Consider the following 23,596-nt stretch of genomic DNA (forward strand, 5'->3'; position numbering starts at 1 on the left):
TAGAATGAGGGCATGAAGAAGCCCGTCGTCGCCCTCGCCCTGGTATCCGTTGCTGCTCTCACGCTCGCCGGATGCTCCACACCTGCAACGGGAGAGGGCGACGACGGCACTGTCCAGGTCGTGGCGAGCACCAACGTCTACGGCTCGATCGCCGCCCAGATCGGCGGCGATCGGGTCGAGGTCACCTCGATCATCGAGTCGGCGACGCAGGACCCTCATTCCTACGAGGTCACCGCGCGCGATCGTCTGTCCGTGCAGGAGGCGGGCCTCGTGATCGAGAACGGCGGCGGCTACGACCCCTTCGTCGAGGAGCTGCTCGACGGATCGGATGCCGCAGTCCTCACGGCGGCCGAGATCTCGCCGGATTTCCCCGGCAGCGAAGGGCAGGAAGACGCCGAGCAGGGCGCGGAGTTCAACGAGCACGTCTGGTTCGACCCGCGCACGATGATCGATGTCGTGGGCGAGATCGCCGCCCAGCTCACTGAGCTCGATCCGGAAGGGAAGGCCGACTTCACCGCTGCGGCCGACGAGATCATCGCCGACCTCGAGGGATTCGAGACCGACCTCGATGCCATCAAGACGGACGCGGGGGGCGCGAGCGTCTTCATCACCGAGCCGCTTCCCGGCTACCTCGCTGCCGCCGCAGGACTGACCGACGTCACCCCCGAGGGGTTCGCCGAGTCGGTGGAGGAGGGGACGGATGTGGCCCCCGCGGTGCTGCTCGACGCGCTGAATGTCATCGGCAGCGGTGAGGTCACGGCACTGCTCACGAACGCGCAGACCGGCGGTGCCGAGACGGACCGCGTCGAGGCCGCCGCGAAGGATGCCGGCATCCCCGTCGTCGCCTTCACGGAGCTGCTGGAGGACGGATCGTCGTACTCTGAGTGGATGAGTGACGCGATCACGAGCCTCGCCGCCGCCGTCCAGTCGTGACGGGCCCGGTTCTCGAGATCTCCGACGCCGCCCTCCATCGCGCCGACCGCGAGCTGTGGTCGGGGCTCGACCTCACGGTGGAGCCCGGCGAGTTCATCGCCGTGCTCGGGCCCTCCGGGTCGGGAAAGACCACGCTGCTGCGCAGCATCCTGGGTCTGCAGCCCCTGTCATCCGGCACGATCAAGGTCGCGGGTTCGCCCGTGCACCGCGGGAACGCCCGCATCGGATACATCCCGCAGCAGCGCACGCTGGCTCCGGACATCAGCATGCGGGCGCGCGATCTCGTGGCGCTCGGCGTGCAGGGAAGCCGCTTCGGCTTCCCGGTGCCGCACCGCGGCGACCGTGCCAAGGTCGACTCGCTGCTCGAGGCTGTCGGAGCCGCGCACTACGCCGACCGACGGGTCGGTCTTCTCTCGGGCGGCGAGCAGCAGCGGCTGCGCGTGGGCCAGGCGCTGGCAGACGAGCCCGCACTGCTGCTCTGCGACGAGCCGCTCTCGAACCTCGACCTCGCGAATCAGGTCGGCGTGACCGACATCATCGATCGGCAGCGACGCGAGCGTGACGCCGCCGTGCTGTTCGTGACCCATGACATCAATCCGATCCTCAACCGCGTCGATCGGATCCTGTACATCGCGGGCGGGCGGTTCCTGCTCGGCACCCCGGAAGAGGTGCTGCAGACCCGCGTGCTCACCGACCTCTACGGCACTCCGGTGTTCGTGCTCCGCGCGGGTGATCGGCTGGTGGTGGTGGGCGTGCCGGATGCCGAGCCGCACCACGACCACGGAGACCACGAGCACGGGGTCGCGTCATGAGGCCTCTGATCGACTGGAGCGACATCTTCTCGTTCCAGGACTACGGCGACCTCGTCGCCCTGCTCGCGAACTCGATCATCGCCGGCGCCGTGCTCGGCATCGTCGGTGGTCTCATCGGCGTCTTCGTGATGCAGCGCGACCTCGCGTTCGCCGTGCACGGGGTGAGCGAATTGTCGTTCGCCGGTGCTGCCGCCGCACTCCTGTTAGGCGGCAGCGTCGTCGCGGGGTCGCTCGGCGGCGCGCTGGTCGCCGCGATCCTGATCGGCGTCCTCGGGGCGAAGGCGCGCGATCGGAATTCGATCGTCGGCGTCCTGATGCCGTTCGGCCTCGGCCTCGGCATCCTGTTCCTGTCGCTCTACGACGGCCGCAGCGCCAACCGGTTCAGCCTGCTGACGGGGCAGATCGTCTCGGTGTCGAGCCCCGACCTCGGGTGGCTCATCGGGATCAGCCTCGTCGTGCTGCTCGGCCTGCTCGTGACGTGGAATCCGCTGCGCTTCGACTCGCTCGACGCGGAGTCGGCCGCCGCGCGCGGGGTGCCGACGCGTGCCGTGAGTCTGATCTTCATGGTGCTGCTCGGGCTCATCGTCGCTGTCAGCGTGCAGATCATCGGAGCGCTGCTGGTCATGGCGCTGCTGGTCACGCCCGCCGCCGCCGCGATGCGGGTCACGGTCGGGCCCGTCGCCGTGCCGCTGCTCGCCGCCCTGTTCGGCTTCGTGTCGGCTGTCGGCGGCATCCTGCTCGCACTGGCCGGCACCCTCCCGGTGAGCCCGTACATCACGACCCTGTCGTTCACGATCTACGTCGTGTGCTGGATCGTGCAGAAGGCGCGGGCGCGGGTGAAGCGCGTCTAGGCCCGAGGTTTCGTGGGGCGAGGCCCCGAATGCCGGTCGCCCGGAGGTGTAGCGTCTCGTCGACGCTCAGGGGTTCGCAGAGCCGTGCCCTCTGCGGCTGCGCCGCCGACCCCGGAAGGGACTGCAGCGCGAGCGATGAGGGTTGCTCCCGTGTGACAGCGCGGATGAAGACGGTTGACACGTCGCGAGAACTGACTTACGTTGATTACGCACATCCCGTCACTACTGAATAGGTATGCAAATGATGGACAAGGACGTCTCGCAGATCGGCCGCTGGCAAGAGGAGCGCGATCGCATCCGCGCCGCCGAAGGACCCCAGCGCGACTCGCTTCTTCACGAGCGAGCACAGTGGACGCGTCGCTCGATCGTGACCATGATCCAGAAGGCGAAGGCCGGACACATCGGCGGAGACTTCTCAGTCACCGACATCCTCACGGTGCTCTTCAACGATGTGCTTCGTATCGATCCCGCTGACCCGGCGTGGGCCGAGCGTGACCGTTTCATCCTCAGCAAGGGGCACTGCGCCGCTGCGCTCTACTCCACGCTGGCTTGGTGCGGGTTCTTCTCGCCGAGCGAACTCGACACGTTCATGGCTCCGCTCTCTCCGTTGAACGGCCACCCCAACCGACGCAAGGTCCCCGGCGTCGAGACGAACACGGGTCCGCTCGGCCACGGGCTCCCTATCGGCGTGGGTGCGGCGATCGCGGCGCGGCTCACCCACGGCCCGGAGCGGGTCTTCGTCGTTCTGGGAGACGGCGAGATGCAGGAGGGGAGCAACTGGGAAGCGCTGATGTCGGCGGCGCACTACCGGCTCGACAACCTCACCATCACGATCGACCGCAACAGACTGCAGCAGGGTGCCGGCACGGAGGAGACCAACAGTCTCGACCCTCTCCCGGAGAAGCTCGATGCCTTTGGATGGGAGGTTCGGGAGATCGACGGCCACGATTACGCCGCGCTGATCCAGGCGTATCGCCCTTCGATGAGCGGGCGACCGGTCGCGGTCATCGCCAACACGGTGAAGGGCAAGGGCGTGTCTTTCATCGAGAACCGCGTCGAGTGGCACCACAAGGTCCCCGACGCAGCGCAGGTCGAACTGGCATTGGAGGAGCTCGCATGAGCGTCGACACACTCACCCCCGGCACCTACGACAACCGCACGGCGTTCGCCGACGAGCTCATCGCTCTCGCCGAGAACGACGATCGCATCGTCGCCGTGTGCAACGACTCGGTCGGATCGAGCAACCTCGTCGGATTCCGCGACCGCTTTCCCGACCGTCTCATCAACGTGGGGATCGCCGAGCAGAACCTCGTCGGCGTCGGCGCCGGTCTCGCCAATCGCGGGCTCATCCCCTTCGTCTGCGCCGCCGGACCGTTCCTCACCGGTCGTTCGTTGGAACAGGTGAAAGCCGACGTGGCGTACAGCGCCCATAAGGTGATCCTCTGCGGCATGAGCCCGGGAATGGCCTACGGGGAGCTCGGACCGACGCACCACTCCGTCGAAGACCTCTCCTGGCTTCGGGCCCTGCCCGACCTCGACATCGTGGTTCCCGCTGACCGGGAGCAGACGCGACGAGCGGTGCGCGGCGCTGTCGAGACCCCGCGACCGACCTACATCCGGGTCGGCCGTCACAAAGTGCCCGACACCACGGTCGAGAGCACTCCGTGGGAGCGAGGGCGGATGCAGGTGCTCCGCGACGGCGGCGACGTCACGCTCATCGGCACGGGGACTCTCGTCTCCCGCGCGCTTCAGGCGGCTGACGCGCTCGCCGACGAAGGCATCCGCGCCCGCGTGCTCAACGCGTCGTGGATCGCGCCGTTCGACGAGGACGCCGTGGCCCGCGCGGCGGCCGAGACCGGGGGGATCGTCGTGGCGGAAGAAGCCAACATCGCCGGCGGTCTGGGTGCCGCCGTCGCGTCGGTCGTGGCGCAGTTGCCCACGAACCGCGTGCGCGTGCGTCTGCTCGGTCTTCGCGAGTTCGCACCGACCGGGAGCACCGATTTCCTGCTGGAGCACTTCGGACTGACAGCCGCGGGCTATGTCCGAGCGGCGCGCGAGGTGCTCGGCCGTGCCTGAGGCCGTCGTGCGCGGGCCCGTCACCATCGCGGTCGATCAGGGCACCAGCGCGACGAAGGGGCTCATCGTCGACAGCGCCGGCGTCGTCGTGATGCGTGTCAGCGAGCCGCTGGAGCAGACCCATCCGCGTCCGGGGTGGGTGGAGCAGGATCCTGTCGCGATGCGGGAGAGCGTCGACGCGGTCGTCCGCCGCCTGCTCGCCGGATACGAAGGCACGGTCGCGGGAATCGGCTTCAGCACGCAACGCGAGTCAGCGATCGCGTGGGACCCCCGCAGCGGCGCCCCCCTGTCGCCTGTACTGGGGTGGCAGGACCGTCGCACGGCAGATCATGCCGTCGCGCTCGCATCCCACGCGGCGCGGGTGCGCGAGGTCAGCGGTCTTCCGTTGGACCCGATGTTCTCAGCCCTCAAGTTCGCCTGGATCCTCGACGAGATCGACCCCAACCGCACGCGTGCCGAAGCCGGGCGGATCGCGCTGGGCACTGTTGATTCCTGGCTGCTCTGGAACGCCGTCGGCGAGCATCGAATCGAGATCGGCAACGCCAGCCGCACCCAGTTGCTCGACCTGTCGACGGGCGAGTGGAGCGCGGAACTGCTCGAACTGTTCCGCATTCCGCGTGCATGCCTTCCGCGCATCGTGGCGTCGGATGCCGCAGCACGACTCACCCCCTACGCCGGCGTGCCGCTGCGCGGCGTGCTCGGCGATTCGCACGCCGCCCTCTACGGCCACGGCGTCCGGACGCCCGGTGACGTGAAGGTCACCTACGGCACCGGTTCGTCGGTGATGGGGCTCACCGAAGCGATCGTCGAGGGGCCCGGGCTGGTCGGAACCATCGCGTGGGGAACCGAGGCCGGTGGGATCGCCCGCGCGTTCGAGGGCAACATCCTCTCCACGGGTGCCACCCTCGTCTGGCTCGCGCGGCTCCTCGGCACGACCCTGCACGAGCTCGACGGCCTGGCACGCACCGTGTCGGATTCGGGAGGCGTCGACATCGTTCCCGCCTTCGCCGGACTCGCCGCGCCCTGGTGGGACGAACGAGCGACAGGGATCGTGTCGGGTCTGCAACTCGGCAGCGATCGCGCACGCGTCGCACGAGCAGCGTTCGAATCGATCGCCCTGCAGATCGAAGACGTGCTGTCGGCTGCGGAACGCGAGGGCGGTCGGCAGTTCGCCCGCGTGCTGGCCGACGGGGGCCCCAGCCGCAACCCGTGGCTCATGCAGCTGCAGGCCGATCTGTCCGGGCGCACGGTCGCGCGGCACGACGGCGCCGACCTGTCCGCACTCGGTGCGGCACGGCTCGCAGCCCTCGCCGCCGGAGTGGCCGAAGAGCCAACCGAGGCGGCGTCCCACAGCGAGTTCGTACCCGATCCCGCAGCAGATGCGGCACCGAGACGAGCCCGCTGGTCGGCCGCTGTCGCCCGCGCCCGTGGCATCCTCCCCACCTGACCTGACCAACGACCGTCAAGGAGATCCGATGAGTACGACGAAGAACTCGCCCTTGCACCTGTACCGGGGGCACTACACCGGACGCACGGTCGTCGTGACCGGCGGCGCACGGGGGATCGGGCTCGGTATCGCGACCGCTTTCGCCGAGGCCGGAGCGAGCGTGACGATCGTCGATCTGAGCGTCGACGTGCATGAATCGGCCGAACGGGCTCGTGCGAACGGCCTCGAGATGCAGAGCGTGCAAGCCGATGTGACCGATGAGGCCGCGATGGCCGACCTCTTTCGCGACGTCGCTCGGCGTTGGGACCATCTCGACGTGCTCGTGAACAACGCGGGCATCATCCGCATCAACGAACTCGAGAACACGTCGCTCGCGGACTTCAACGCGGTGATCGCGGTGAACACAACCGCTGCCTTCCTCGCGACCCGCGAGGCGCTGCCGCTGCTGCGCGTGCGGGGAGGATCCGTGCTCAATGCCGCGTCGGGGCAGGCACGGCAGGGGTTCATCTTCACGCCCTCCTACGCGGCGAGCAAGTTCGGCATCGTCGGACTGAGCCAATCCCTCGCCAAGGAACTCGCGAAGGACGATATCCGAGTCAACTGCTACTGCCCCGGCATCGTGCACACCGAGATGTGGGAGTACAACGATCGCGAATGGGGCAGCCGTCTCGGCGACTACGCGCCCGGTGAACTCCTTCAAGAGTGGGTCGACGGCATCCCTCTCGGCCGACCGGCGCACAGCGATGACGTCGCCGGGCTCGTGCTCTTCCTCGCCTCGGATGCGGCGCGCTACATCACCGGACAGGCCGTCAACATCGACGGCGGCATGTTCATGAACTGACCGATCTCTCGCGAATCGACGGAGCTTCCATGAGTACCAAACCTTTCACATCGCCCACCCAAACCGCTCTCATCCGCGGTGCCGGTTCCACCAGTGGTCCCACCCGAAGTCCGTTGGCGCGGATGCTGTCGGGGTCGGGCGGCGCGCTCATCGGCCTGATCGTGCTCTTCACGATCTTCGCCGTCACGACGCCGAGGTTCTTCTCGGCGAACAACCTCATCAACGTCGTCGACCAGGTCACCGTCATCGGTGTGCTCGCCATCGGGGCCACCGCCGTGATCATCACCGGGGGCATCGACCTCTCGGTCGGTTCCGTGTTGGCGTTGAGCACCATGGTGCTGGGCTGGCTCTCCGACGAAGGAGGCGTTCCGATGGGCGTGGCGATGGTCGCCGCCGTCGCGGTCGGCGCACTCGCCGGTCTGCTCAACGGGCTCGGTGTCACCGTGGCCGGGCTGCCTCCGTTCATCGCCACGCTCGCCATGATGTCGATCTGTCGCGGACTCGCGAACCTCGTCACCGACGGCCAGCAGATCGTCGGCTATCCCGAGTGGTTCTACTCGCTCGCGTCGAACCGCTACCTCGGATTCTTCTCCGTCACCGCCATCGTGTTCATCCTGCTCGCGATCGCCGCGACGGTCATCCTGAGATACCGTCCCGCCGGTCGCAAGATCTACGCGATCGGAGGTAGCGCGGAGGTCGCGCGCCTCGCGGGCATCAAAGTGCGCTCGGTCACGACCTGGGTGTACGTCACCGCGGGCGCCCTCGCGGGCGTCGGCGCGATCATCCTCGCGTCTCGACTCGACTCGTCGCAACCGAGCGCGGGAACCGGGTATGAACTCGACGTGATCGCCGCCGTCGTCATCGGCGGAGCCAGTCTGAGCGGCGGCACCGGGCGCATATCCGGAACGGTGATCGGCGTGCTCATCATCGGCGTGCTCCGCAACGGGCTCAACCTGCTCGGCGTCTCGCCGTTCCTGCAGCAGATCGTGATCGGTCTCGTCATCGCCGGCGCGGTCATCGTCGATGTTCTCCGGCGTCGTCGTACCCACTGACCCCACGCTCGTCCAAAGTCGGACGGGCTCCATAGAGAAGGAGTAACACCATGTTCCGTATCCGAAGGATTGCTGCCCTGACGGCGGCCGTCGCCGCCTGTGCCGTCGCACTCTCCGGTTGCGCCCTCACCCAGGCCGCGCAGGAGGGGGAGAGCGGCGACGAGATCGTCATCGGCCTCGCCGTCGCCAACCAGCAGGCTGACTTCTTCAATCAGATCCGTCAATCCGTGGAGGCTCGGGCCGACGAACTCGGCGACGTGCGCGTGGTCGTCGCCGACGCGAAGGGCGATGCCGACACCCAAGTGAGCCAGATCCAGGACTTCATAACCCAGGAAGTCGACGCCATCATCTACATCCCGGCCGGAGCGACCGCGGCGACAGTGCCCGTGCGCAACGCCAAGGCAGCGGGCATCCCCGTGGTGACCGTCGATCGCAACCCCGACGGCGAGCCCGGAGACACGTTCATCGCCACTGACTCCGTCGCGGCTGCCCGCGAGCTGGGAGTCTGGGTCGGCGAACAGACCGAGGGTACCGGACGCGTCGGCGTGATCCAGGGTCAGATCGGCACGACGCCCGAGACCGACCGGGATGCTGGATTCAAGGAGGGCATCGCCGGGTTCCCCGACCTGATCGAGGTCGCTCGTCAGGCGTCCAACCAGTGGGCACAGGACGAAGGCTTCGACATCGCGACCGACATGCTCCAGGCGAAGCCGGAGATCACTGTGTTCTTCGGGCGTGCTGACGCGTTGGCGCTCGGCGCGGCCAGCGCGACGCGCACCGCTGGCCGCGACGACATCCTGATCGTCGGATTCGACGGCGACGTCGCCGGCTTGGAGGCGGTGCGCGATGGTGTGCTCGACGCCACCATCACGCAACCGACCCAGGCCATGGGGGCGCTGGCGCTGGATTCCGCGCTCAAGCTCGCAGATGGGGAGAAGCTTCCCGCCGAGCAGCTCCAAGAGGGCGTGCTCACGACGGCGGAGAACGTCGAACCCTTCATCGAAAAGCACCCGTGACCGTTCGGGGGCTCGCGGCGGGAACGTGAGCCCCCGGCGGACGTTCTGTCCAAGGAGGTACAGATGAGCACTGAGAAAGCCGAAGGGCTGAGAGTTCGCGGAGCGCGGAAGGTCTACCCGGGAACGGTCGCGTTGGACGGAGTCGACCTCGAGGTACGGCCGGGTGAGCTGGTCGCTCTGCTGGGCGAGAACGGAGCCGGGAAGTCGACCCTCTCCAGCATCATTGCCGGCGTGGCGCGGGCGACCGAGGTCGAGATGACCTGGAACGGTGATCCCTATGCGCCGGCGGACCCGCGGGAGGCGATCGCCGCCGGCATCGGACTCATCCACCAGGAGATGCGTCTGCTCCCCGATCTCACCGTTGCCGAGAACGTTGCGGTAGGACGCTGGCCCCTGGCTCGCGGACTGCTCGACGCGCGCCGGATGCGTCGTCAGGCGATGGAGCAGCTCGACCGCCTCGGCTTCGCCGGGCATGCGGATCAACTGGTCTCCGAGCTCAGCGTCGCCGGCCAACAGCAGGTGGAGATCGCGAAGGCGCTCCTGCTCGACGCGAGTCTGCTGATCCTCGACGAGCCCACTGCCGCACTCGGTGCGGCGGAGACGGACGCGCTCTTCGCCACGGTGCAGGAACTGAAGAAGCAGGGCATGAGCTTCATCTATGTCAGTCACCGGCTGAGCGAGATCCGTCGCATCGCCGACCGGATCGTCGTGCTGCGCGACGGAGCGAAGGTCGCAGAGCACTCGCGGGGTGACGTCGACCCGGAGCAGCTGGTCAGCGAGATGGTGGGGCGGTCGGTGGACCGGCTGTTTCCCCCCGTCGAGCCGCTCGGCGAGGATGCGCCGGTGGTGCTGCAGGTGGCCGGTCTCACCAGCCGCCGCGGACACTTCTCCGACGTGTCGTTCGACGTGCGCGCTGGCGAGGTGCTCGGCATCGCCGGCATCGTCGGGGCGGGGCGGACGGAGATCGTCAGAGCCGTCGCCTCGGCCGATCCCCACGTCGACGGGACCGTGAGCGTCGGGGGTCGGCCGGTGCGGCGGCGCCACCCTGCGGATGCCATCGCCGCAGGCATCGTGCTCGTCCCGGAGGATCGTAAGCACCAGGGGCTGGTGCTGCAGCATTCGATCGCCGACAACATCGCTCTCCCCAACCTTCCCGCAGTGTCCCGCGGCGGGTGGATCGGAGGCGGCCCCGTGCAGGAACTGGCGCGCACGGTGAGCCAGCGCCTCGGGGTGAAGGGGCGTCCACAGGACGATGCCTCGTCGATGTCGGGGGGCAACCAGCAGAAAGTCGTGATCGGAAAATGGCTCGAACGCGGACCGCGCGTCATCATCCTGGATGAACCGACGCGGGGAATCGATGTCGGCGCCCGCGCGGCGATCTATGACGTGATAGCGGACATGGCCCGTGCCGGCGCCGCGGTCGTGGTGGTGAGCTCGGATCTTGAAGAAGTGCTCGGCCTGGCGCACCGGGTGATGGTGATCGCCGAGGGCACGGTGCGGGGGATGCTCTCGCGCACCGAAGCGACCCCGGAACGGGTCATGGGGCTCGCGGCCGTCTGATCGCGAGAGAGCACATCGGAGAGAGAATCAACATGACTGTGAATTTCGGACTGAACGGCAGGGTCGCCTTCGTCACCGGCGGCGCGAGTGGCATCGGCCTGGCGATCGCCGTAGGCATCGGTGAACAGGGCGGGGCGGTGGGGCTCTTCGACCGTGCAGGGGCGGCGTTCGACGATGCGGTGGCCGCCGTCGAGTCGGTGGGTGGTCGGGCGATCGCTCTCGCGGGCGATGTGACCGACAAGCGATCGCTGGATGAGGCACTGGAAGGTTTGTCGGCGCGCTTCGGCACGCCCTCGTTGGCTGTGAACGCGGCGGGCATCGCGAACGCAGCTCCCGCGGAGGAGATGAGCGTCGAACAGTGGACGACGCTGTACGACGTCGATGTGACCGGCGTGTTCCTGAGCTGTCAGGCGGAGGCGCAGGTGATGCTCGACCGACGGATCACAGGCAGCATCGTCAATATCGCTTCGATGTCGGGCCGCATCGCTAATCGTGGCCTGATGCAGGCGCACTACAACTCCGCGAAGGCGGCAGTCGTGCACCTCTCGCGTTCGTTGGCTGTGGAGTGGGCTGAACGTGGTATCCGGGTCAACGCCTTGAGTCCCGGCTACACCGCCACGCCCATGAACACCCGCCCCGAGATGGTCGATCGGATGAAGACGTTCGCTGAGCAGGTGCCGATGCAGCGTGTCGCCGAGCCGCACGAGATGGCAGGACCCGCGATCTTCCTGCTCTCCGACGCGGCGAGCTACGTGACAGGCATCGATCTTCTCGCCGACGGCGGGCACTGTGCCTGGTGACCGATTCGATGCCGCGTTCGCCCGGCGCTAACGTGGTGCCATGACTCGGGAGCCCCGCAGGGCAGGAAGCAACCACAACGTCGAGCGGTTGCGTCTGCTGGCCAAGGTGGCGCGCATGTACTACGAACAGGGCATCCGTCAGCCTCAGATCGCCGCGCGGCTCGGCATGTCCCAGTCGCGCGTATCGAGGTCGTTGAAGGAGGCAGGCGAACTGGGGATCGTCCGAACGATCGTCGTCCCGCCCTCCGGTGTCTACTCGGAGGTGGAGGATGCGTTGCGCGACCGATTCGGGTTGCGCGACGCGGTGGTCGCCGACACTCCGGACGATTCGGAGTCCGCAATTCTGCGAGCGCTCGGCGCGGCGGGAGCTGCCTACCTCGAGAGCACCCTGACCGGCGACGATCGTGTGGGGATCAGTTCGTGGTCGTCCACGCTTCTCGCCACGGCTGAATCGATGACTCCCCGCACGGTGCGCACGGCCGTCGAGGTGGTGCAGATCATCGGCGGCGTGGGCAAGCCGAGTGTGCAGGTGAAAGCCACGCGGTTGACTGAGCAGTTCGCCCGCGTGACCGGGGCGACGCCCCGTTTCCTCGCCGCGCCCGGGGTGGTGAGCAGCAAGGCGGTGCGGGACGCTCTGCTGGAGGACCCCTTCATCGCGGAATTGTCTCGATCGTGGCAGGATCTCTCCGTCGCACTCGTCGGCATCGGAAGTCTGGAACCGTCCCCGTTGCTGCGCGAATCCGGCAATGCCCTCGGCGATGACGACCTGAGTGAAGTGCGCGCGCTGGGCGGAGTCGGTGACGTGTGCCTGCGCTTCTTCGATGAGGCGGGTACCCGCCTGGACTCCCCTCTCGACGAGCGCATCGTCGGTATCAGTGCGGAAGCGCTGCGCGCTGTCTCCCGAGTGATCGGTATCGCGGGAGGAGCGCGTAAACTGAAAGCGATCCGCGGAGCACTGCGAGGCGGCTGGATCAACATCCTCATCACCGACCTCGCGACTGCGCGAGCGCTGCTCGCCGACGACGCTCCCGATCCGCTCCCTACGAAGGATTTTCCATGACTCTTTCTCTCTCCGTCGCGTTCCTGAAAGCAGGCTGGCACGCCGATATCGTGGACCAGTCGCTCGTCGGGTTCGAAGATGGCATGCGCGCTTCCGGCGTGGACCTGAACCTGACCGTGGTCGACGTTCCCGGTGCGTTCGAGTTGCCGCTGCAGGCGAAGCGGGCTGCCGCCACGGGTCGCTTCGACGCCGTCGTGGCCGCCGCACTCGTGGTCGACGGTGGCATCTACCGGCACGAGTTCGTCGCTCAGGCCGTGGTCGACGGTCTCATGCGGGTGCAGCTGGAGACGGATGTCCCGGTGTTCTCGGTGAGCCTCACGCCCCATCATTTCCAGGAGACCGATGAGCACGTCGCCTTCTTCTCGGCGCATTTCGTGAAGAAGGGTATGGAGGCGGCGAAGGCCGTCCGCGATATCGCCGAGCTGAATCCGATCGCTCGCTGATTCACGGTCCTCGCACCGCATCACGCCGCTCCCAGCCCTCGCCGACCCCTGCCGTTTAGACTTGCCCCATGGCTCAGCGGAACACCTGGCAGCGCGAACGCGTGCGCGAAGCACTCGCCGACGCGCGCGGTTTCGTGAGCGCGCAGAATCTTCACGCCTCCCTGCGCGACGACAACACCGGCATCGGACTCGCCACGGTGTATCGCGCGCTCTCCGGGCTCGCGGCATCCGGCGACGCCGACTCGCTGCAGAGTCCCGAGGGTGAGGCGCTCTACCGCGCTTGCACCACGCAGGCGCACCACCACCACCTCATCTGCCGATCCTGCGGCCTCACCGTCGAGATCGAGGCGACCGACGTCGAGCAGTGGGCGCACCGCACGGCTGCCCTCCACGGCTTCAGCGAAGCCGCGCATGTGGTCGACATCTTCGGGCTGTGCACCCCCTGCACCAACAAGCGCGACGCCGAACGGGCAGCGAACGCGTGAGCTTCTCGGCAGGCACGGCGACCCGGCCGGGCCAGAGGCATGTGCACCGCCCGACCCGCTCACCGCGCTCGGCCTGGATCGGCGTCGGTCTCGGGGTCGCGATCATCGCCGCGCTCTTCCTGATCGATCAGTTCCGGCCGGCGCTGTTCCCCGCGTCGCTTCCCACCCGGGCGCAGGACGGCCTCACCCTCGCGTTGAGCGTGCTCATCGAGGCGCTTCCGTTCGTGATCCTCGGGGTGCTGCTCTCGATCGTGGTGCAGGTCTGGCTGCCGGCCGACGTCATCCATCGCTGGCTGCCGAAGCGGGCGTGGGCCCGCCGCGCGGTGCTGTCGCTGCTCGGAATGGTGATCCCGGTCTGTGAGTGCGGCAACGTGCCGTTCGCCCGCGGACTCATGATGCGCGGGCTCGCTCCCGCCGAAGCTCTCACGTTCCTGATCGCCGCTCCGATCGTCAACCCGATCGTCATCCTCACCACGCACGCGGCATTCGGCTGGGACGGCGGCATCCTCGTCGCCCGACTCGTGGGCGGCTACCTGATCGCGAACCTGATCGGATGGATCTACAGCCGACACCCCTCGCCCGACGCGCTGCTCACCCAGCGCTTCGTCGAGACCTGCGACCGCGTCACCCACGAGCACGGCACTCCGGTGCGCCGCAGCCTCACGCAGTTCCTCGTGGAGCTCCGGGCCGTGATGCCCGCCCTCGTGATCGGATCGGCGCTTGCCGGGGCGGTGCAGGTGCTGATCCCGCGCGACATGCTGCTCGCGATCGGATCGAACCCGGTGCTCTCGATCGTCGCGATGATGGTGCTCGCGATGACCGTCGCCATCTGCTCGAACGTCGACGCCTTCTTCGCGCTGTCGTTCGCGTCGACGTTCTCGTCCGGGGCGCTCGTGGCCTTCCTGCTGGTCGGGCCCCTCGTCGACATCAAGATGCTCGCGCTCATGCGCACGACTTTCACCGGCCGCACCCTCGCCGGCATCGTCGGCGTGGTGGTGGCCGCCGCCTTCGCGATCGGGATCGGGGTGAATGTCCTTGCCTGAGCAGTCCTCTTCGCGCGCGCGCGCTCTCGGCGCCCGCTGGCTCGGCGTGGGTCTTGCGACCGTCATCTCCGTCGTCACGCTCGGTCTCGGCGTCACCGGACGCCTGACCCTCTACATCAGCCCCGGGTCGGTCTGGTTCGCCTGCGCGGGCGCCGTCGTGACGCTGGCCGGGGCGATCTGGTCGTTCACCCTGCCCCTCGGCGAAGAAAGCGACCACGGGCACGATCACAGCCCTGCGGTCCGGACGGATGCCGCAGACGACGCGGCCGCCGATCGGCAGCCGACGACGGCTCCCCGTCGAAGCCTCGCGACTGTCGGAGCCGTCGCAGGTGGTGTGATCGCCACGGGTGTGGTCGCCGCCGCGCTCGTGCTGCCGCCGGCATCCCTGTCGGTCGAACTCGCGATGTCGCGCGCAGGGGAGCAGAGCTCGCTCTTCGCCGGTTCCGACATCGTCTCCCTCGGCGTCGCAGATACGTCGACCTTCGGCGTCGGCGACTGGTCGAGCGTGTTCGCGACCGCGACGAACACCACCGCCTACGACGGCGCTCCCGTCACCCTCACCGGCTTCGTCACGCCGGGCGGTTCCGGCGACGACGGGGTGAGCCTCACCCGTCTGGTCATCACGCACTGCGTGATCGATGCGCAGACCGCCACGCTGCCCGTGGCGGTCGACCCGAGCGACTACGAGACCGGTCAATGGGTGGAGATCACCGGCACCGTGCGAGCGGATGCCGACGGCACCCTCAGCATCGAGCCCACGGACGTCGTGGCGATCGACGAGCCCGAGGATCCGTATGAGTATTGACGACGAGCGCCCCGAGGTGCCCGCCGTCCCGCGGACCCGCGCGGAGCTGCGTGCCGCACGCGAGGCCGCCGAGGCGACGGAGGCCGAGCGGATCAGCCGTGCCGCCGCGCCCGCGGACGGGACCGCGCAGCAGCACGTGGATCAGCCGGATGCTGCCGAGGCCGTAGCGCGCGAAGCCGCTGTCCGCGATGCCGGAGACCGTGCGATCGCGGAGCAGGAAGCTGCCGCCCGGAAGATGGCCGCCTTCGAGGCTGCCGCTCGGGAGGATGTCGAGGCGACGGCAGTTCCGCCCGTGCCGGTGGCCTCCGAGCCCGTATTCATCGCCGCGGTGCCGGCACCGGTCCCAGAGGTCGCGCCGGCGGAGGATTCGTACACGCCGCCTGGGCCCCCTGTGAGCTCCGACGGGGACGCCGGCCGCGCGCCCCTGCGGCCCCGCCGCTTCCTCATCGCTCTCGGCGCCGTGCTCGGCATCCTCGTCCTGGTCGGCACCGGCCTCGGGGTCGTCAGCCTGCTGCAGGGGCCGCGCATCTCCGAGGTGCAGGTCGATCCGGGGCAGGCGATCGAGTCGTCGGGCAGCAGGGTCATCATCACCGCGAACCAGGCGCTCGCCGACATCGATCCCGCACAGGTGACGGTCGAACCCGCTGTGCCGTTCACGATCGACGCGGCCGGCCGCGGCGTCGGCATCCGCTTCACCGTCCCGCTGGACGATTCGACGGAGTACACCGTCCGGGTCGCCGATGTCACCGGCGCCGGCGGCGGGCCGACCGCGGACCTGTCCACGACCTTCTCGACCCCGGCCTCGAACATCTTCCTGCTGCGGCGCGACGCCTCCGGCGACGACACGATCTTCCAGACCGATCTCAGCGGTGAGAACGCGGTGCCGGTGTATGCGCACGACCAGATCAACGACTTCCGCGCCACGTCGTCGCAGCTGGTGGTCTCGGTCGAAGAAGACGACGGGTCGCGACTGCTGGCGATGAACCGGGACGGCAGCGATGAGCGCGAACTGGAGCTCCCCGGCGACGGCTATGTCGGGGCGATCCAGGTCTCCGAGCGCGGCGGCCTCGTCGGGTACAGCTATTCGGACCGCGAGCTCAGCGACACCGAAGGGCGTGCCAGTGTGCTGGTCACCCAGCCGCTGAGTGGCGAGGAGAAGCCCCAGATCATCGAGGTCGCCGGCGTCGAGGCGAGCGTCTTCGTCTGGCAGTTCGTGCCCGACAGTGCAGCCGTGCTGTTCATCGACTTCGACGGAGCCCTCTCGCTCGTCGACCGTTCGACGGATGCCGGCGTGCAGTCGCTCGGTCTCGCGGCCACGATCCAGGGGATCTCCCGCGGCACGTACACCGCCATCGTCGAGCGGCTCGACGGCGCGGTCGTCGAGCTCAACCTCGCCGATGGCTCGGAGGTGCCGCTCGCGGCATCCGATCCCGACTACGGCATAGCGTCCTCGATCACGCCCTTCCCCGGCGGCACCCTCCGCCACGTCGTCGCCCGGAACGACGCGGGTATACCTGTCGGTCAGGCGATCGTCCGCGTCGACGACGACGGCTCGGCGACTCCGCTCGTCGAGGTCGGCTCGTCCGACTCGATCCTGCAGGCATGCGCGTCCCCGAGCGGACAGTACGCCGCCGTGGTCATCGCTCCCGATCTCGCGAACAATCCCTACGACGGCATGCTGCTGCCGCTGCCTGAGAACGTCGAGACGCACCTCATCGACATGGAATCCGGCGACGAGCTCGTCGCGCTCACCGGCTTCGACGCATCGTGGTGCCAGACGGCACCCCGGTTCTGAGCGGAAGACCGGTTCCGACATGACGCCTCGCGAGCCGCTCCGGCGGGCCACCCGCGAGGAGCTGCTCGACTCGGCCGTCGAGGTCGCGCCGCGTCTGCTCGGTGGGGAGCTCCGCACGGTCCTCGCCCCGTCGGGAGTCGCATCGGATGCTGCCCTGGTCGAGGTGCGCCTGCGCATCACCGAGGTCGAGGCCTACCACGGGCAGGGCACCGGAGAGTTCGCCGATCCCGGCTCGCATGCCCGGATGGGCCGGACGGTCCGCAATGCGACGATGTGGGGTGACCCCGGGCACCTGTACGTGTACCTGAGCCATGGCATCCATTCGTGCGTCAACGTGGTGGCGGGGCCCGAAGGACAGGGCGACGGGGTGCTGCTGCGTGCGGGTGAGATCGTGTTCGGGACGGATGCCGCGGCCCGGCGCCGCGGCGCGACACTGCCGCTCGGGCGCACGGCGCTGCGGGACCTCGCGCGCGGACCCGGTCGCCTCGGGCAGGCCGTCGGACTCCGGCATCCGCTCCACGACGGGATCGACGCCATCACGGGCGAGGAGCATCACGGTGCGCGGGCCGAACTCTGGCTCGGCGAGCCGCGGACCGACATCGCGCGCGGCCCTCGCGTGGGGGTCGCGGGCGTCGCCGGGACGGATGCCTTCCCCTGGCGGTTCTGGATCGACGGCGACCCGTCGGTGTCGACGTTCCGCTGGGGTCGCGGAGCGGCCGAAACCGCGGCATCCGGCGTGCTAGACTGACTCTTTGTCTGCGCGCACTCCTGTGCGCAGTTCGCATGCCTGTGGGGTTCCTGAGCTTGTCGAAGGAGCCGGGGCGTGCAGACAAGGGATCTTGGGTGAGGCCGTCCGGCCTCACGGTATAGAAGGAGTCACCATCATGGCAGCAGTGTGCCAGGTGACCGGAGCTGTTCCCGGTTTCGGTCACAACGTCTCGCACTCGCACCGCCGGACGAAGCGTCGCTTCGACCCGAACGTGCAGAAGAAGACCTATTTCGTCGCCTCGCTCGGTCGTAAGATCACGCTCAACGTGTCCGCCAAGGGCATCAAGGTGATCGACGTCCGCGGCATCGAGAACGTCGTCAAGGACCTCCAGGCGAAGGGTGTGAAGCTCTAATGGCCAAGAAGGCTCAGGACGTACGTCCGATCATCAAGCTGCGTTCGACGGCAGGTACGGGTTACACGTACGTGACCAAGAAGAACCGCCGCAACACCCCTGACCGCCTCGTGCTCAAGAAGTACGACCCGGTCGTCCGCAAGCACGTCGAATTCCGAGAGGAGCGTTGATCAATGGCTAAGAAGAGCAAGATCGCTCGCAACGAGCAGCGCAAGGTCATCGTCGAGCGTTACGCCGAGCGTCGCGCCGAGCTGAAGAAGACCCTGGTCGACCCGAACGCCACCGACGAGGCCCGCGAGGCCGCACGTCTCGGCCTGCAGAAGCTGCCGCGCAACGCGTCGCCGGCTCGCGTGCGTTCGCGCGACGTCATCGACGGCCGCCCCCGCGGTGTCCTCACGAAGTTCGGCATCTCGCGTGTCCGCTTCCGTGACATGGCACACCGCGGCGAGCTGCCCGGCGTGACCAAGTCCAGCTGGTAAGTCCAGCAGACGGCCGAAAGGGGCGAGGATCTTCGGATCCTCGCCCCTTTCGCGTGCCCCGGGGTGCGCGAGCGCGCTCGAGTTAGGCCGTGGGATTGCTGCCGGAGCCATGCGAGGCAGCAGGGGCTGCGCCATACGTCGGCAGGACAGGAACCCGGGGGAACCGCAGTGCGATGATGACGGCGGCGATGGCCCCGAGCAGGGTCGCGATCTCCAGGATGATCTCCGGCCACGTCAGCTGGACCTCTCCGAGAGCCAGCACGACGGGGGCTCCCTCCCAGTAGAAGAACTCCGGGAGGGCGTTGTTGAGGAAGTGGACGACCACGCAGAGAATGATGCTGCCGCTGACTCGGCGGATGGCGTACATCGAGAGCCCGAAGAAGGCGGCCGTCGTCACCTGGTAGACCGTGTCCCCCAGGCTCTGGCCGGTTGTGAGGTTGCTCAGATGGACGAGGCCGAAGAGGACGGCCGGGATCAGGGCGACCCAGATCTCGGCCAGTCGGGTGCGGAGCAGGAAGATGGCCGCGCCTCGGTAGACGAACTCTTCCGACAGGGCAGCCTGCAGCGCGGAGAGGATGATGGGGATCGACATGTCGCCCACCCAGTCGAAACCACCGACCGCGGCCCAGAACGCCAGCGCGATCATGGGCGACATCGAGAGCACGAAGAGACCGACGTCGCGGACCCGCTGCGGCTCGAAGATCACGGGCCTGAGCCAGCCGAGCACCGCGAACACCGGTACGAAGACCGCCAGAACTGTGAGGCTGATCGCCGCCAGCAGTACCCAGATGCGGGACTCGTCCGAGCCTACGTACGAGCTGAACAGCATCGGTACGACGATCACGCAGATCACTTCGAGCAGGAGGATGACGGGCAACGCCATCCAGAGGCGTGGTTTCAGGCGGTAGGACATGCAGAGAACTCCTGGTGGATGTTGGCGCTGTCGCCGACCGCCAAGGAGCGAACGCTCACGATCCGCTGAAGCGCGGAGGCGGGCGACAACGCCGGTGGAAGCCCCCACCGTAGCGACGTCGGTGGCTGCCCGTCAGCCGCTTCCGGTGAATATCAGACCTGGGGACGACCTCTGCGGCACCGTAGTACCGGTCGGTCGGTTCCGGCGCGTACGCCTCCGGTACTCCCGGACGATGACCCACCCGACCTGCACGCGAGAAAGGGCGGGGATCCTCGGATCCCCGCCCGGTGCACTGCGGCCGGTCAGGCCAGGTGCTGTTCGTCGATCTTCGGGGCCTCCGTCAGAGCGATGGTGCGCGGCGGCTGCCGGCGGAATGCGAGCCAGGCGCCGAGAGCGGCGATCACGAAGGTGATCACGGGGGCGAGCGCCCCGAACACCGTCGCGCCGGCGAACTCGGTGAGCAGGATGCCGACGGCGGAGGCCACGACCCAGACGAGTGCTCCGAGCGTCACGGCGGGGAGGTTCTCCCGGCGGACCTCCGGAACCACGTCCTTGCCCCGCAGCATCCAGATGAAGACGAGGGCGATCGCGACCCAGGCGACGACGAACACGCCCTGCCAGGCCAGCGCCTTGAGCAGCCAGGTGACCACATTCGTCAGCATGAGGACGTAGGTGATGACGCCGGCCACGATGACCCATACCCACCGCGGCAGCGCGAGCCGGAACACGCGGGTGGCGAAGGCGTCCAGGTTGGAAGAGGCGAGGAAGTAGTTCGCGGTGTTGATGCGGGTCTGCGAGATGAAGATCACCAGCAGACCGAAGAAGCCCATCGAGCCGAGGAACGCATCGACCACACCGGTCTCGCTGCCTTCGTGGCCGGTCGCGGCGATGATGTAGATGCCGACCAGGCCGTTCACGATGAAGGTGAAGAAGTAGAACACCCAGCCGAAGGTGAACTGGCCGTGGAACTTCTCGTCCTCCTTGCGGCCCATGCGGGCGAAGTCGAACGTGTACATCATCATGATCCAGACGCCCATGTAGATCAGGTAGGACGTGACCCAGCCGGGAAGGGGCCCCGCTGCTGCCACATCGAAGATGGTCGTGGGGGCGCCGTTCTGGACGGTCGCGAAGACGACGACCAGGATGAGGCCGAGCGCGTAGATCGGCAGCAGGAAGCCGTTGAGGCGATCCAGCCACTTCTGCACCGGACCGGAGGCGAGCGGAATCGCGTAGGCCACCACCAGCGCGTACCAGAGGTTGATCTCGCCACCGAAGGTCTTCTGGAAGGCGATCGCGATGATCGATCCCTCGAAGACGCAGTAGTAGATCGCCGTGGCGGCGAAGATGAGCGTGGCCAGGGCGGAGCCCACGAGTCCGAACATCGACCGGGATGTCAGCTCCACGGTGAGTCCGGTTCGTGCCGCATGCCGGGACAGGATCAGGTTGACGACTCCGTAGGTCGCGACCGTCAGCACCATGCCGATGATCGTGTCGACGAGACCCACTGCGCCGGCGGAGGCGACCGCGACGTAGATCCAGAACATCGCGGAGAAGAGCGCCCACCAAGCCATCGAGAGCGACCAGCGGGGCGCTCGTTCGGACGGGGGCATGACGTAATCGGCGTAGGCCACAGGGGCTCCTTCGGGTGAGCTGTGCGCGCAGGACGGCGGAATGCCGGTGAGCAGTGAATGTAGTGACCCGATGAGCGCGGCGATATCGGCCGATTGCCCTGTTATCGTGCGGCGGCTATGCAGTCTGCACTAGGGCGCCATCACGTGGAGAGCGAGGAGGAGCGTGGCGCGGGTCTCGCCGTCCTGCAGATCGACGCCGAGCAGCGTCTCGATCCGGCGGACGCGGTAGGCGAGCGTGTTGCGGTGGATGAACAGCTCATCGCCGATCGCGCGCACCGTTCCGCTATGGCGAAGGAACGAGCGCAGGGTCTCGGTGAGGGTGCCGCTGGGGTCAGCCTCCTCGAGCGGTGCGAGCACCCGGCGCGAAAGGGAGCGGAGGCCGGACGAGGGCAGCGAATGGACGATCGACGCGATGTCGAGCGCCGGCAGACGGCGCACCCCGGCGACGAACGACTGCCGCACCGCCATCCGCAGGGCGAGCGGAAGCTCCTCGAACGCGAGGTTCTCCGCGAAGACGACGCCGACGTGGGCGGGGTCGATCGTGGCCGAGACGCTGTCCACGATGCGTCCCTCATCGGAGGGATGCTGAAGCAGGAACACGGTCTGTTCCGGCTGCTCGAAGAAGCACACCACTCCGAAGCGGGACTCGAGGTGCACCTGCAGACGCCATGCGATGAGTCGCGCGTTCGCGGTCGAGGCAGAGGGCTCGCAGGCGACAGCCAGGAGCTGCCACGGCGCACCGGGGTCGAAGCCGGCCCGCTCCGCCAGCGCCAGAAGGCTGTCCGGGGGAGTCGCGTCATCCAGTGCCGCCTGCACGAGGTGCGCCCCGGCCGCAGAGTGCAGCGGAGAGGAGGAGGCGAGCGTATAGGAGAGCTGCATCGCCAGAACGGCGGCGACCGGGCCGAGCAGCGGTTGCAGCAGCTGACCTTCGGCCCCTCCGCGGATGCGGAGCGTGAATCGCGCGCCGGAGCCGCCCGGTAGCGCCAAGGCGGTCGACGGCGCACCTGATCGCACAGACGGGCCGGCCGACGCGAGGATGAAATCACCGGGATCCATCAGCGCGACGTTGGCGTCGATCTCCTCGGCGATGCGCTCCAGGACGGAGACGATGGGCACGCCGTGGGTGGCCAGCCGAGTGCAGTCGTCCGCCAACTCCCAACCGGCGCGCACGATCTCGTAGCGCTGCGCGGCGAGCTCCTGCCAGATGTGCCGGGAGAACTGCAGGAGCGGGAGGTCCTCGGGGAGTTCGAGCAGCGGGATGCCGTGCTGGTCGCACGCCGTGATCAATCCGTCGGGCACGGCCCCATGCACGCGTCCGATGCTGAACGCCAGCGCACTGATCGGCACCGACGCGAGACGCTCGACGTACGCCTCCCAGGTGCGGTGGTCTTCGAAGTGCAGGGCCATCCCGGTCGTGAGCATGAGCTCGCCGCGTTGCAGGTAGGGCGTCGGATCCATCAGCTCCGACTGCGCGCACCCGCTGATCGGGGTGCTGAGCTGCTCGTGCTGACCGTTCGTCCGCAGCGAGACGCCCATGACGTCGTCTTCGAGCAGATCGCGAACACGCATGGGGCCTCCGGTGGTCGGTGTCGCTTCGCCGTTGTGCAGACTTCACTTCTGGTCTGGCCAGAATGAGCATACTGCCCAACGATCTCGATCGGTCGGGGCGGCTAACGTGGCCGCATGGCAGCGGAGCGACGCGTACTCATCAACTCGGACATGGGCGAGGCCTTCGGGCTGCACTCCTTCGGCAACGACCCGGAGCTGATGCAGATCATCGACCTCGCCAACATCGCCTGCGGCTTCCACGCCGGCGATCCGGGAGTGATGCGCGAGACGGTAGCGCTCGCCGAGGACAACGACGTGCTCGTCGGATCCCACCCCGGCCTGCCCGACCTCGCCGGATTCGGACGCCGGCGGATGGCGATGCGCCCGGACGAAGTCGAGGCGCTGATCCTGTACCAGACGGGCGCGCTCCTCGGCTTCCTGCAGGCCGCCGACCTGCCGCTGAACCACGTGAAGCCGCACGGTGCCCTCTGGGGAATGCTCGCGGAAGACGCGGAGCTCATGCGGGCCGCCGCTCGGGCGGTGCGCGTCTTCGATGTCCCGTTCCTCGGACTCGCCGGAACTCAGCACGAGCGCGTCTGCGCCGAGATGGACCTTCCTTTCATCGCGGAGCTCTACGTCGACATGAACTACAACCCCGACGGGACCCTCGCGCTCGTCCGCTCGGCTCATGAGACCGATCCGCGATCCGCCGCTGATCGTGTCGCGACCGCGCTTCGTGGCGAACCCATCGCGGCGATCGACGGCTCTCTGATCGACGTGCGCTTCCAGAGCGTCTGCGTGCACTCCGATTCGCCCAACGCTCCCGATGTCGCCCGCGCCGTGCGCGCGGTCGTCGACGCCTGAACCTGCAACGAAAGGACGGCT

At 68.1% G+C, this 23,596-nt stretch carries 25 protein-coding genes; 22 read left to right on the plus strand and 3 right to left on the minus strand.

Translation table 11 applies throughout. The features are described from left to right. Positions 1-12: 12 nt before the first annotated feature. From RS85_RS18675 to rpsN, 21 genes are all read left to right on the plus strand, one after another. Positions 13-933, plus strand: coding sequence for a metal ABC transporter solute-binding protein, Zn/Mn family (locus RS85_RS18675; protein ID WP_046014920.1), 921 nt, complete (start codon positions 13-15; stop codon positions 931-933). Next, a complete protein-coding gene (locus RS85_RS18680) occupies positions 930-1,745 on the plus strand; it encodes a metal ABC transporter ATP-binding protein (RefSeq protein ID WP_046014921.1) in 816 nt (271 codons plus the stop codon). Before RS85_RS18675 ends, RS85_RS18680 begins: the two co-directional genes overlap by 4 nt. Then, the gene (locus RS85_RS18685; protein WP_046014922.1) at positions 1,742-2,596 is read left to right on the plus strand and encodes a metal ABC transporter permease; all 855 of its coding nucleotides are present in this window, start codon (positions 1,742-1,744) and stop codon (positions 2,594-2,596) included. Before RS85_RS18680 ends, RS85_RS18685 begins: the two co-directional genes overlap by 4 nt. Before the next feature lie 241 nt (positions 2,597-2,837). Continuing rightward, positions 2,838-3,716 carry a transketolase gene (locus RS85_RS18690; RefSeq protein ID WP_052703650.1) on the plus strand — a complete coding sequence of 293 codons (879 nt, stop codon included), beginning with the start codon at positions 2,838-2,840 and terminating at the stop codon, positions 3,714-3,716. Next, positions 3,713-4,672, plus strand: coding sequence for a transketolase family protein (locus RS85_RS18695; protein ID WP_046014923.1), 960 nt, complete (start codon positions 3,713-3,715; stop codon positions 4,670-4,672). The genes RS85_RS18690 and RS85_RS18695 overlap by 4 nt, the downstream gene beginning before the upstream one ends. Then, positions 4,665-6,119, plus strand: coding sequence for an FGGY family carbohydrate kinase (locus RS85_RS18700; RefSeq protein WP_200894874.1), 1,455 nt, complete (start codon positions 4,665-4,667; stop codon positions 6,117-6,119). The genes RS85_RS18695 and RS85_RS18700 overlap by 8 nt, the downstream gene beginning before the upstream one ends. A gap of 28 nt (positions 6,120-6,147) precedes the next feature. Continuing rightward, on the plus strand, positions 6,148-6,960 hold the full coding sequence (locus RS85_RS18705; protein WP_046014925.1) for an SDR family NAD(P)-dependent oxidoreductase: 813 nt from the start codon (positions 6,148-6,150) through the stop codon (positions 6,958-6,960). Positions 6,961-6,989: 29 nt separating this feature from the next. Beyond that, positions 6,990-8,012 (plus strand): ABC transporter permease, encoded by a 1,023-nt coding sequence (locus RS85_RS18710; protein ID WP_046014926.1) that lies wholly within the window; start codon positions 6,990-6,992, stop codon positions 8,010-8,012. A gap of 50 nt (positions 8,013-8,062) precedes the next feature. Then, the gene (locus RS85_RS18715; RefSeq protein WP_046014927.1) at positions 8,063-9,028 is read left to right on the plus strand and encodes a substrate-binding domain-containing protein; all 966 of its coding nucleotides are present in this window, start codon (positions 8,063-8,065) and stop codon (positions 9,026-9,028) included. 63 nt (positions 9,029-9,091) lie between these two features. Beyond that, a complete protein-coding gene (locus RS85_RS18720) occupies positions 9,092-10,588 on the plus strand; it encodes a sugar ABC transporter ATP-binding protein (protein WP_046014928.1) in 1,497 nt (498 codons plus the stop codon). Positions 10,589-10,620: 32 nt separating this feature from the next. Continuing rightward, positions 10,621-11,388, plus strand: a complete 768-nt coding sequence (locus RS85_RS18725) for an SDR family oxidoreductase (protein WP_046014929.1) — start codon at positions 10,621-10,623, stop codon at positions 11,386-11,388. A 40-nt stretch (positions 11,389-11,428) separates the two neighbouring features. After that, a complete protein-coding gene (locus RS85_RS18730; RefSeq protein ID WP_046014930.1) occupies positions 11,429-12,448 on the plus strand; it encodes a sugar-binding transcriptional regulator in 1,020 nt (339 codons plus the stop codon). Continuing rightward, on the plus strand, positions 12,445-12,891 hold the full coding sequence (locus RS85_RS18735) for a 6,7-dimethyl-8-ribityllumazine synthase (RefSeq protein WP_046014931.1): 447 nt from the start codon (positions 12,445-12,447) through the stop codon (positions 12,889-12,891). Before RS85_RS18730 ends, RS85_RS18735 begins: the two co-directional genes overlap by 4 nt. 68 nt (positions 12,892-12,959) lie before the next feature. Next, positions 12,960-13,376 (plus strand): Fur family transcriptional regulator, encoded by a 417-nt coding sequence (locus RS85_RS18740; protein ID WP_046014932.1) that lies wholly within the window; start codon positions 12,960-12,962, stop codon positions 13,374-13,376. Further along, the gene (locus tag RS85_RS18745) at positions 13,373-14,419 is read left to right on the plus strand and encodes a permease (RefSeq protein WP_082087718.1); all 1,047 of its coding nucleotides are present in this window, start codon (positions 13,373-13,375) and stop codon (positions 14,417-14,419) included. The genes RS85_RS18740 and RS85_RS18745 overlap by 4 nt, the downstream gene beginning before the upstream one ends. After that, positions 14,412-15,224, plus strand: a complete 813-nt coding sequence (locus RS85_RS18750; RefSeq protein WP_442921994.1) for a TIGR03943 family putative permease subunit — start codon at positions 14,412-14,414, stop codon at positions 15,222-15,224. Before RS85_RS18745 ends, RS85_RS18750 begins: the two co-directional genes overlap by 8 nt. Then, a complete protein-coding gene (locus RS85_RS18755; protein WP_235282489.1) occupies positions 15,214-17,019 on the plus strand; it encodes an Ig-like domain-containing protein in 1,806 nt (601 codons plus the stop codon). Before RS85_RS18750 ends, RS85_RS18755 begins: the two co-directional genes overlap by 11 nt. A gap of 19 nt (positions 17,020-17,038) precedes the next feature. Continuing rightward, positions 17,039-17,767 carry a DNA-3-methyladenine glycosylase gene (locus tag RS85_RS18760; protein WP_046014934.1) on the plus strand — a complete coding sequence of 243 codons (729 nt, stop codon included), beginning with the start codon at positions 17,039-17,041 and terminating at the stop codon, positions 17,765-17,767. Positions 17,768-17,903: 136 nt separating this feature from the next. Continuing rightward, positions 17,904-18,140 carry a 50S ribosomal protein L28 gene (rpmB, locus tag RS85_RS18765; RefSeq protein ID WP_042540533.1) on the plus strand — a complete coding sequence of 79 codons (237 nt, stop codon included), beginning with the start codon at positions 17,904-17,906 and terminating at the stop codon, positions 18,138-18,140. Continuing rightward, positions 18,140-18,310 carry a 50S ribosomal protein L33 gene (rpmG, locus tag RS85_RS18770; protein WP_046014935.1) on the plus strand — a complete coding sequence of 57 codons (171 nt, stop codon included), beginning with the start codon at positions 18,140-18,142 and terminating at the stop codon, positions 18,308-18,310. Before rpmB ends, rpmG begins: the two co-directional genes overlap by 1 nt. Positions 18,311-18,313: 3 nt before the next feature. Then, positions 18,314-18,619 (plus strand): 30S ribosomal protein S14, encoded by a 306-nt coding sequence (rpsN, locus tag RS85_RS18775; RefSeq protein ID WP_046014936.1) that lies wholly within the window; start codon positions 18,314-18,316, stop codon positions 18,617-18,619. 82 nt (positions 18,620-18,701) lie between these two features. Here the strand turns inward: rpsN and RS85_RS19150 are convergent, their stop codons facing one another. From RS85_RS19150 to RS85_RS18790, 3 genes are all read right to left on the minus strand, one after another. Continuing rightward, complete coding sequence (locus RS85_RS19150) at positions 18,702-19,532, minus strand: CPBP family intramembrane glutamic endopeptidase (protein WP_082087720.1); 831 nt, start codon at positions 19,530-19,532, stop codon at positions 18,702-18,704. Positions 19,533-19,834: 302 nt separating this feature from the next. Continuing rightward, complete coding sequence (locus RS85_RS18785; RefSeq protein ID WP_052703652.1) at positions 19,835-21,163, minus strand: purine-cytosine permease family protein; 1,329 nt, start codon at positions 21,161-21,163, stop codon at positions 19,835-19,837. Between the two features lie 129 nt (positions 21,164-21,292). Next, complete coding sequence (locus RS85_RS18790; RefSeq protein WP_046014937.1) at positions 21,293-22,732, minus strand: helix-turn-helix domain-containing protein; 1,440 nt, start codon at positions 22,730-22,732, stop codon at positions 21,293-21,295. A 114-nt stretch (positions 22,733-22,846) separates the two neighbouring features. Between RS85_RS18790 and pxpA the strand changes: the two genes are divergently transcribed. Next, positions 22,847-23,575: a 5-oxoprolinase subunit PxpA gene (pxpA, locus tag RS85_RS18795; protein ID WP_046014938.1), complete on the plus strand. Its 729-nt coding sequence runs from the start codon at positions 22,847-22,849 to the stop codon at positions 23,573-23,575. Positions 23,576-23,596: the final 21 nt, after the last annotated feature.

Origin of the sequence: Microbacterium sp. SA39, from assembly GCF_000967865.1 — a bacterium.
Taxonomy (GTDB): Bacteria; Actinomycetota; Actinomycetes; order Actinomycetales; family Microbacteriaceae; genus Microbacterium.

Excerpts from the sequence above, each read along its gene's own strand:
- RS85_RS18725 (WP_046014929.1), top strand. The coding sequence starts at position 10,621 with ATGACTGTGAATTTCGGACTGAACGGCAGGGTCGCCTTCGTCACCGGC.
- RS85_RS18690 (WP_052703650.1), top strand. The coding sequence starts at position 2,838 with ATGATGGACAAGGACGTCTCGCAGATCGGCCGCTGGCAAGAGGAGCGC.
- RS85_RS18730 (WP_046014930.1), top strand. The coding sequence starts at position 11,429 with ATGACTCGGGAGCCCCGCAGGGCAGGAAGCAACCACAACGTCGAGCGG.
- RS85_RS18755 (WP_235282489.1), top strand. The coding sequence starts at position 15,214 with ATGAGTATTGACGACGAGCGCCCCGAGGTGCCCGCCGTCCCGCGGACC.
- RS85_RS18790 (WP_046014937.1), bottom strand. The coding sequence starts at position 22,732 with ATGCGTGTTCGCGATCTGCTCGAAGACGACGTCATGGGCGTCTCGCTG.
- RS85_RS19150 (WP_082087720.1), bottom strand. The coding sequence starts at position 19,532 with ATGTCCTACCGCCTGAAACCACGCCTCTGGATGGCGTTGCCCGTCATC.
- RS85_RS18675 (WP_046014920.1), top strand. The coding sequence starts at position 13 with ATGAAGAAGCCCGTCGTCGCCCTCGCCCTGGTATCCGTTGCTGCTCTC.
- RS85_RS18735 (WP_046014931.1), top strand. The coding sequence starts at position 12,445 with ATGACTCTTTCTCTCTCCGTCGCGTTCCTGAAAGCAGGCTGGCACGCC.
- RS85_RS18705 (WP_046014925.1), top strand. The coding sequence starts at position 6,148 with ATGAGTACGACGAAGAACTCGCCCTTGCACCTGTACCGGGGGCACTAC.
- RS85_RS18695 (WP_046014923.1), top strand. The coding sequence starts at position 3,713 with ATGAGCGTCGACACACTCACCCCCGGCACCTACGACAACCGCACGGCG.
- rpmG (WP_046014935.1), top strand. The coding sequence starts at position 18,140 with ATGGCCAAGAAGGCTCAGGACGTACGTCCGATCATCAAGCTGCGTTCG.
- rpmB (WP_042540533.1), top strand. The coding sequence starts at position 17,904 with ATGGCAGCAGTGTGCCAGGTGACCGGAGCTGTTCCCGGTTTCGGTCAC.
- RS85_RS18710 (WP_046014926.1), top strand. The coding sequence starts at position 6,990 with ATGAGTACCAAACCTTTCACATCGCCCACCCAAACCGCTCTCATCCGC.
- pxpA (WP_046014938.1), top strand. The coding sequence starts at position 22,847 with ATGGCAGCGGAGCGACGCGTACTCATCAACTCGGACATGGGCGAGGCC.
- RS85_RS18685 (WP_046014922.1), top strand. The coding sequence starts at position 1,742 with ATGAGGCCTCTGATCGACTGGAGCGACATCTTCTCGTTCCAGGACTAC.
- RS85_RS18715 (WP_046014927.1), top strand. The coding sequence starts at position 8,063 with ATGTTCCGTATCCGAAGGATTGCTGCCCTGACGGCGGCCGTCGCCGCC.
- rpsN (WP_046014936.1), top strand. The coding sequence starts at position 18,314 with ATGGCTAAGAAGAGCAAGATCGCTCGCAACGAGCAGCGCAAGGTCATC.
- RS85_RS18720 (WP_046014928.1), top strand. The coding sequence starts at position 9,092 with ATGAGCACTGAGAAAGCCGAAGGGCTGAGAGTTCGCGGAGCGCGGAAG.
- RS85_RS18740 (WP_046014932.1), top strand. The coding sequence starts at position 12,960 with ATGGCTCAGCGGAACACCTGGCAGCGCGAACGCGTGCGCGAAGCACTC.
- RS85_RS18760 (WP_046014934.1), top strand. The coding sequence starts at position 17,039 with ATGACGCCTCGCGAGCCGCTCCGGCGGGCCACCCGCGAGGAGCTGCTC.